The sequence below is a fragment of the Aeromicrobium sp. REDSEA-S32_B7 genome, from assembly GCF_001626145.1.
Taxonomy (GTDB): Bacteria; Actinomycetota; Actinomycetes; order Propionibacteriales; family Nocardioidaceae; genus Aeromicrobium; species Aeromicrobium erythreum.
The window spans coordinates 1-6,963 of record NZ_LUNF01000056.1 but is presented as its reverse complement, the minus strand read 5'-3'; the positions used below and the strand labels follow the sequence as shown (position 1 = coordinate 6,963).

Sequence of the window (6,963 nt, the reverse complement as noted above, 5' to 3'; positions counted from 1 at the left end):
CGCTGCTCATCGTCGGCATCGCGATCGACGACCCTGCCGCGCAGGACGAGGCCAGGGTCGGGGTGCTCGCAGCGTCCGTGCTCGCCTTCGTGCTCGGCGCCGCCCGCGACTCGGCCGATCGTCAGGCCGGGCGCGAGCACGCCGAGCCTCAACCGCTGGGCGAGCAGGGTGGCCCCGGTGATGCCCACGAGCTTGCCCACGACGAGACCGGCGACCACGCCCCAGAACAGCGACGACGACATCGAGCGCCGCAGCGTCTCGGCGTCGAGCACGACACCGGCGTTGGCGAGCGCGAAGACGGGCAGGATCACGTACGCCACGTACGGCGCGAACGAGCGCTGCAGCCGCTCGTTGATCGAGATCGACTCGCGCAGCTGGCGCCCCGCTGCTGCCGCGTAGGCCGGGTTCGGCGACTGACGGAAGGCGCGGGTCAGCTCCACCACCCGCTCGACGTCGTTCTGGCGCGGTGCGGCGACGGGGATGAGCAGCGCGACGGCCACCCCGGCGAGGGTGGCGTGCACGCCGGCCTCGTGCAGCCCGAACCAGACGACGACCGAGAGCACCGCGTACAGCGGCCCGCGGCCGGACGGCATGAGCCGGACGAGCGCGATGAGCCCGAGCGCGACCAGTGCCACGAGCAGCGGCGCGACGTGCAGCTCGTCGGTGTAGAAGACGGCGATGGCGGTGAGCGCACCGATGTCGTCGACGACGGCGAGCGTCAGCAGGAAGACGCGCAGCCGTGAGGGGTGCTGCGGTCGGATGATCGCGAGCGCGCCCACGAGGAAGGCCGTGTCGGTCGAGATCACGACACCCCACGCGTGCGCCTGCCCGGAGTCGCGCGCGATGAGCAGGAACACCAGGGCCGGCACGACGAGCCCCGCGAGGGCGGCCGTCGCCGGCACGATCGCGCGCGAGCGGTCGGTCAGCTCGCCGATGGTCAGCTCCCGCTTGACCTCCAGGCCGACCGCGAAGAAGAAGAACGCCATGAGCGCGTCGTTGACCAGGTGGTAGAGGTCGAGCCCCATCGACCACCCGCCGACTGCGACGCGCGCGTCGGTGTGCCAGAACGCGTCGTACCCGCTGCCGAGGTTCGCCCACACGATCGCGGCGACGGTCGCGACCAGCAGCAGTGCCGCGCCGACCTGCTCGGTCTCGGCGTCGGCGAGACCACGCCGCAGCCGGGTGGCGCGGGACTCGGTGAGGGTGTCGGGGTCGCTCACGGGCGATATCCTGGCAGGCCGGTCATGGTGGTGGCCAACCTCGACGCCGACCGATCTGTTCCTCCCCGTGCGTCCGCCGTGGGTGAACAGTCGGTGATCACGCTGACGGGAGGGGTGCGGCCGTGGGAGTGTCGGGTCTCCCGGTCTCGAGAGGAGAGCGTCGTGGTCCGTGGTCGCCTGCTGCTCGTCGTGGCCGCCCTGCTGGTCTCGGCCGGCTGCGTCGGCGCCACGCCGGAGCCGACCTCAGGCCCGGGCCGGGGTCCGCTGCAGTTCCGCGTCGCCGAGGGCGGCAACGGCACCTACAGGCCCGTCGACGCCGGGCGGCTGTGGACGGCCAACGTCGCCTTCCCTGTGTGTGTGGACGGAGGGCGGAAGGCGGTCGTCCGCTCGCTGCAGGTGAACGGACGCACCGTCGGTACCGGCGGCCCCGTGACGGGCTACCTGCACCGCGGCAGCGATGAGCGGATCGGCTTCCTGACCGCCGTCGGCGAGCCCTCCACCGTCGCGGCGGAGTACGGCGGCACCTGGAGCCCGATCCGCGGCGCGCGGCTCTCGGCACCCTGCGACGTGCTGACGCCCTTGTCCCTGGTGCTGAGCATCGAGGTGCCGCGCGAGGGCTATGTCGTCCGCTCCTTCGGCTTCACCTACGAGGTCGGCGGGACCACCTACCGCACGACGAAACGCGGCTGGACCTACGCGGCGTGCGGTACCGCGCCGCAGGAGCTCTGCAGCGGACAACCGTAGTGAATGGTCGCGAGGCCCCGCGGCGCAGCCCGTCGAGCTGTGGCTCGACCTCGTCGACCCGTCGCAGGTCACTCGTGCCACGTGCGGCGAGGGTGTCTCCCCGAACGCCTCCGCACAGCCCCAACTAGGCTATCGTCCCGTGAGCGACTCCCCCCGGACCCCCGACGAGAACGCGGTCGACGACCTGCCCGAGCAGCTGCGGATCCGTCGCGAGAAGCGGCAGCAGCTCATCGACGCGGGCATCGAGCCCTACCCGGTCGACCTGGGGATCACGCACACGATCACGCAGGTGCGCGACGCGTACGACGCCGAGGCGCTCGGCCCCGACCACCACTCCGGCGACGTCGTCACGGTCGCCGGACGCGTCATCTTCCGGCGGGGCACGGGCAAGCTGGTGTTCGTGTCGCTGCGCGAGGGCGACGGCACCGCCCTGCAGGCCATGGTCTCCCTCGACGGCGTGGGGGAAGAGTCGCTCGACCGCTTCAAGCAGCTCGTCGACATCGGCGACCACCTCGCGGTGACGGGTGAGGTCATCACGTCCCGCCGCGGCGAGCTGAGCGTGCAGGCGTCGTCGTGGGCGATCGCCGCCAAGACGCTGCGTCCGATGCCCAACGAGCACAAGCCGCTGTCGGACGAGGCGCGCAGCCGCATGCGCTACGTCGACCTCATCGTCCGTCCCGAGGCCCGCGAGACGGTGCGCGTGAAGGCGAAGGTGCTGCAGTCGCTGCGCCGCACGCTCGACGAGCGCGGCTACGTCGAGGTCGAGACGCCCGTGCTGCAGCACACCAACGGCGGCGCCGCCGCGCGGCCCTTCCACACCCACGTCAACGCCTTCGACGAGGACGCGCTGCTGCGCATCGCCCTGGAGCTGCACCTCAAGCGCTCGCTCGTGGGCGGCATCGACCGGGTCTACGAGATCGGCAAGACGTTCCGCAACGAGGGCGTCGACAACACCCACAACCCCGAGTTCATGATGCTGGAGGCGTACGAGGCGTACGGCTCCTACGACACGATGGCCGAGCTGACCCGCGACCTCGTCGTCGACGCCGCGCGCGCGGTGGGCAAGACGGTGGTGCCCGGACGCGACGGCACCGACATCGACCTCGAGGCGCCCTGGCGGCGCGCGACCATTCACGAGCTCGTGGGCGAGGCGGTCGGCGAGACCGTCGACGTCGACACGCCGCAGGAGACGCTGACCGCGCACGCCGCACGCCTCGACGTCGCCCTGCAGGACCACTGGGGACCCGGCGAGATCGTGCTCGAGCTGTTCGAGAAGCTCGTCGAGCACACCCTGGTCCAGCCGACGTTCGTCTGCGACTACCCCGAGGCCGTGCGACCGCTCGCCAAGAAGCACCGCAGCACGCCGGGCCTCGTGGAGGCGTGGGACCTCATCATCAACGGCGTCGAGCTGGCGCCCGCGTACACCGAGCTCAACGACCCCGTCATCCAGCGTGAGCGGCTCGAGGAGCAGGCGCGCCTGGCAGCCGCAGGCGACCCCGAGGCGATGGACGTCGACGAGGACTTCCTGCGGTCGCTGGAGTTCGGCATGCCTCCCGCGGGCGGCCTGGGTCTCGGCGTCGACCGCCTGGTCATGCTGCTGCAGGGCGTCGGCATCCGCGAGGCGATCCTCTTCCCGATCTCGCGACGCGAGGTCTGAGACCGGTCAGGCCGAGTAGGCCGACGCGTCGCCCTGGCGCAGCGTGGAGCGCACGCCGTCGGTGCTCACCGGGACGGTCCCGGCCACCGTGATGCGGTGCATGACGCGGTGGTGGTCGTCGTAGTCGGCGACCGCGTAGTGCTGCGTCGCGCGGTTGTCCCAGATCGCGACGTCGCCCGGCTGCCAGCTCCAGCGGGCGGTGTTCTCGAGCCGGGTCACCTCGCGCTGCAGCAGCTCGAAGACGTCGGCGGAGTCGCGGGTGGAGAGGCCGACGAGCCGCTTCACGAACTGGCCGAGGAGCAGCGAGCGCTCGCCGGTCTCGGGGTGCACGTGGACGACGGGGTGCTCGGCCTCGAACAGGCGCGAACCGAACTCCTCGCGGTAGGCCTCCTCGCGGACGTCGATGCCGCCGATGCGCTGCTCGTCGACGTCGGCGGCGTAGTCGTAGCGGTTGGTGTGCACGGCCCACAGCCGGTCGGCCATCGCCTGCAGCGCCGGGTGCAGGTCGGCGTAGGCGGCCGCGGTGTTGGCCCACACGGTGGTGCCGCCGTAGGGCGGGAGGGTCACCGCGCGCAGCACGCTGATGGCGGGCACCCGGTCGACGAAGGTCACGTCGGTGTGCCAGGCGTTGGCCTTGCCGTGGGAGGAGTCGATGGGCAGGACCGCGTTGGCCGCGCCGCGCACGGTGGGGTGCGGCGACGTCGGCGTGCCGAGCAGGGCTGCGAACGCGTGGTGGTCGGCGTCGTCGAGGTGGTGCTGCCCGCGGACGAACACGACCTTGTGACGCAGGAGCGCCGCGCGGACGTCGTGCACCTCCTCGGCCGTCAGGTCGCCACCGAGCCGCACGTCGGACACGACGGCACCGATCCGCGCCCCCACGGGCGCGACCTCCACGCGCGAGCGGGTGGTGGTCGGGTCGGGCGCGGTGAGGGTCATGGCGGGCTCCGGGGTCGACGTCGGTGTCGTCCCACCGTGCGCCTCGTCGACGTCGCATGGGGACGGTCTCGCAGTGTGGACGCACCGTTCGGCGGGCGGCGGACGTCGGCGCGCGCCAGGATGTCGGTCGAGCGTCGACGACAGGAGACCCCGGTGAAGCCGTTCAAGGACCTCACGCAGGCCGGGCTGCTCGCGCGCGCGTTCATGGTCTTCCCGCTCGGCGCGGTCGGCGTCGGGCTGCTCGGCTACGGCGACACCCACGGGATCGGGTGGATGCTGCCCGTCGGCGGCGTGTTGTTCGGCATCGCGTTCGTCGTGATCGGCCTCTGCGCGTTCCACGGGTTCAACGGGCCGTTGTCGTTCGGGCGCCCGATGCCGCCACGGCGCGACGGGACGCGGGGCACGCCGGAGGAGGACGACGTGGAGCGCGAGGAGATCATGGGTCGCATGCGCCGTCTGCGACGTCGCACCCTGGTCGTGTTCCCGGTCTTCGCGGTCGGGGTGCTCCTGGGGATCCTGGGGGAGTCGCTGCCGAACGAGACGATGTCGACGCTGAGTCCCTACGTCTCCGCGGTGGGGTTCGTGCTTTTCGCCGTGGCCGTCATGTCCGGGATGCTGCCGATCATGCGGCACCTCTGGCGCCGCTGACCGCCCCGCCACTCACCCTGGTTCTTCCGCGCTCACCTGCGGATGATTCCCGGGGTGAGCGAGGGATCGCCATGCTGAGCTGCTGGTTCCCATCACGTGATGGGAACCAGCAGCGCGTCAGGCGTCGAGGACGGCGGCGACGGCCTCGCGGGCGGAGGCGGGGTCGGCGGCGGCCAGGGCGGCTCGCGCGGCCTGCTGGCACTGATCGAGCGTCACCGACGCGAGCCGCGCGCCCACGGGTCGCACGGCCGACGCCGCGCACGACAGGGAGGTGACGCCGAGGCCGACGAGCACGCAGGCGAGTGCGGGGTCGGCGGCGGCCTCGCCGCACACCCCCACCGGCTTGCCGGTGCGCTCGCCGGCGCGGGCCACGGCCTCGACCAGCACGAGCAGGCCGGGCTGCCAGGGGTCGGTCAGGTCGCCGAGCTCGGCCGACATGCGGTCGGCCGCGAACGTGTACTGGCTGAGGTCGTTCGTGCCGATCGACACGAAGTCGACGTGCTCCAGCACCCGCTCGGCGAGCAGCGCGGCCGACGGCGTCTCGATCATCACGCCGGGCGTCAGTCCTCGGGTGCGGCACTCCGCGGCGAACGCAGCAGCCTCCGACGGCACCGAGACCATCGGCGCCATGACCCAGACGGTCGCCTCCGACGTCTGCGAGGCGGCGGCCACCGCGTCGAGCTGGTGGGCGAGCAGCTCCGGCAGACGGCGACCGACGCGCAGGCCGCGGACGCCGAGCGCGGGGTTGGCCTCGGTGCCCATGTCGGCGAACGCGAGCGGCTTGTCCGAACCGGCGTCGAGCGTCCGCACGACGACCTTGCCCGACCCCGCCGCAGCCAGGACGGCGCCGTAGACGTCGGTCTGCTCCTGCACGGTCGGCTCGGACGGCCGGTCGAGGAAGCTCAGCTCGGTGCGGTAGAGGCCGAATCCCTCGACCGGCTCCTGCGCGGCACGCTCGGCGCCCTTGGCGTCCTGGACGTTGGCGAGCACCTGCACGGCGTGACCGTCGGCGGTGCGCCCCGGCCCCTCCCAGGCGGCGCTCGCGGCGCGGCGCTCGGCGTCGGCCTCGGCGCGCGAGGCGGCCGCGGCGGGATCGGGCGACAGCACGACCTCGCCCGTGCCGCCGTCGACGAGCGCGGTGTCGGGCAGCTCGTCGGGCAGGTCGCTCACGCCGACGACGCAGGGGATGCCGAGCTGACGGGCGATGATGGCCGTGTGGCTCGTGGGGCCGCCCAGCCGGACGGCGATGCCGACCACGAGGGCCGGGTCGAGGCCGGCGGTGTCGGCCGGTGCGAGGTCGTCGGCGAGCAGCACCGACGGCTCCGAGGGCACGCCGACGCCGGGCTCGGGCTGGCCGAGCAGCTCGGCCACCACGCGGTCGCGCACGTCGCGCAGGTCGGTGACGCGCTCGGCCATGAGCCCGCCGGCGGCGGTGAACATGGCGACGAGCTCGTCGACGGCGCGCGACGTCGCGGTGGCCGGGCCGCTGCCCGTCTTGGCGTGCTTGGCGACGAGGGCGGCGAGGCCGCGGTCCTGCACGAGGGCGGCCGTGGCGCTCAGGACCTCCGAGGCGGACCCGCTGGCGAGGGCTGCGCGCTCCTGCAGGCGGCCGGCGACGGTGGCCGCCGCGGTGGCGGCCGGGACGGGCACCGTGGTCGCCGTCGACCTCCAGTCCTCCCGCCTGGCCGAGGCCGAGCGCCTCGGGGCCACCACGCTCGACGCGTCGACGACCGAGGACGTCGTCGCGGCGGTGCGGGA

The 6,963-nt window shown here is 73.1% G+C and carries 6 protein-coding genes; 3 read left to right on the top strand and 3 right to left on the bottom strand.

Going from position 1 to position 6,963, the window contains the following annotated elements:
- Window positions 1–1,220, bottom strand: a 1,220-nt coding sequence (gene nhaA, locus A6Q79_RS04400) for a Na+/H+ antiporter NhaA (protein ID WP_317696603.1), incomplete at its 3' end; no start/stop codon positions are given.
- Window positions 1,221–1,382: 162 nt separating this feature from the next.
- On the opposite strand from nhaA, the gene A6Q79_RS04395 reads away from it, so the two are divergent.
- On the top strand, window positions 1,383–1,964 hold the full coding sequence (locus A6Q79_RS04395; protein WP_286690903.1) for a hypothetical protein: 582 nt from the start codon (window positions 1,383–1,385) through the stop codon (window positions 1,962–1,964).
- 139 nt (window positions 1,965–2,103) lie between these two features.
- Entirely contained in the window at window positions 2,104–3,621 is a 1,518-nt protein-coding gene (gene lysS, locus A6Q79_RS04390; RefSeq protein ID WP_286690902.1) for a lysine--tRNA ligase, read from the top strand.
- Between the two features lie 6 nt (window positions 3,622–3,627).
- On the opposite strand, the gene A6Q79_RS04385 is transcribed toward lysS, so the two are convergent.
- Window positions 3,628–4,557, bottom strand: a complete 930-nt coding sequence (locus A6Q79_RS04385; RefSeq protein ID WP_286690901.1) for a TauD/TfdA family dioxygenase — start codon at window positions 4,555–4,557, stop codon at window positions 3,628–3,630.
- 153 nt (window positions 4,558–4,710) lie between these two features.
- Here A6Q79_RS04385 and A6Q79_RS04380 point away from each other — a divergent pair, with 153 nt between their 5' ends.
- Window positions 4,711–5,205 (top strand): hypothetical protein, encoded by a 495-nt coding sequence (locus A6Q79_RS04380; protein WP_286690900.1) that lies wholly within the window; start codon window positions 4,711–4,713, stop codon window positions 5,203–5,205.
- 117 nt (window positions 5,206–5,322) lie between these two features.
- On the opposite strand, the gene A6Q79_RS04375 is transcribed toward A6Q79_RS04380, so the two are convergent.
- Complete coding sequence (locus A6Q79_RS04375) at window positions 5,323–6,855, bottom strand: putative PEP-binding protein (protein WP_317696599.1); 1,533 nt, start codon at window positions 6,853–6,855, stop codon at window positions 5,323–5,325.
- Window positions 6,856–6,963 lie beyond the last annotated feature (108 nt).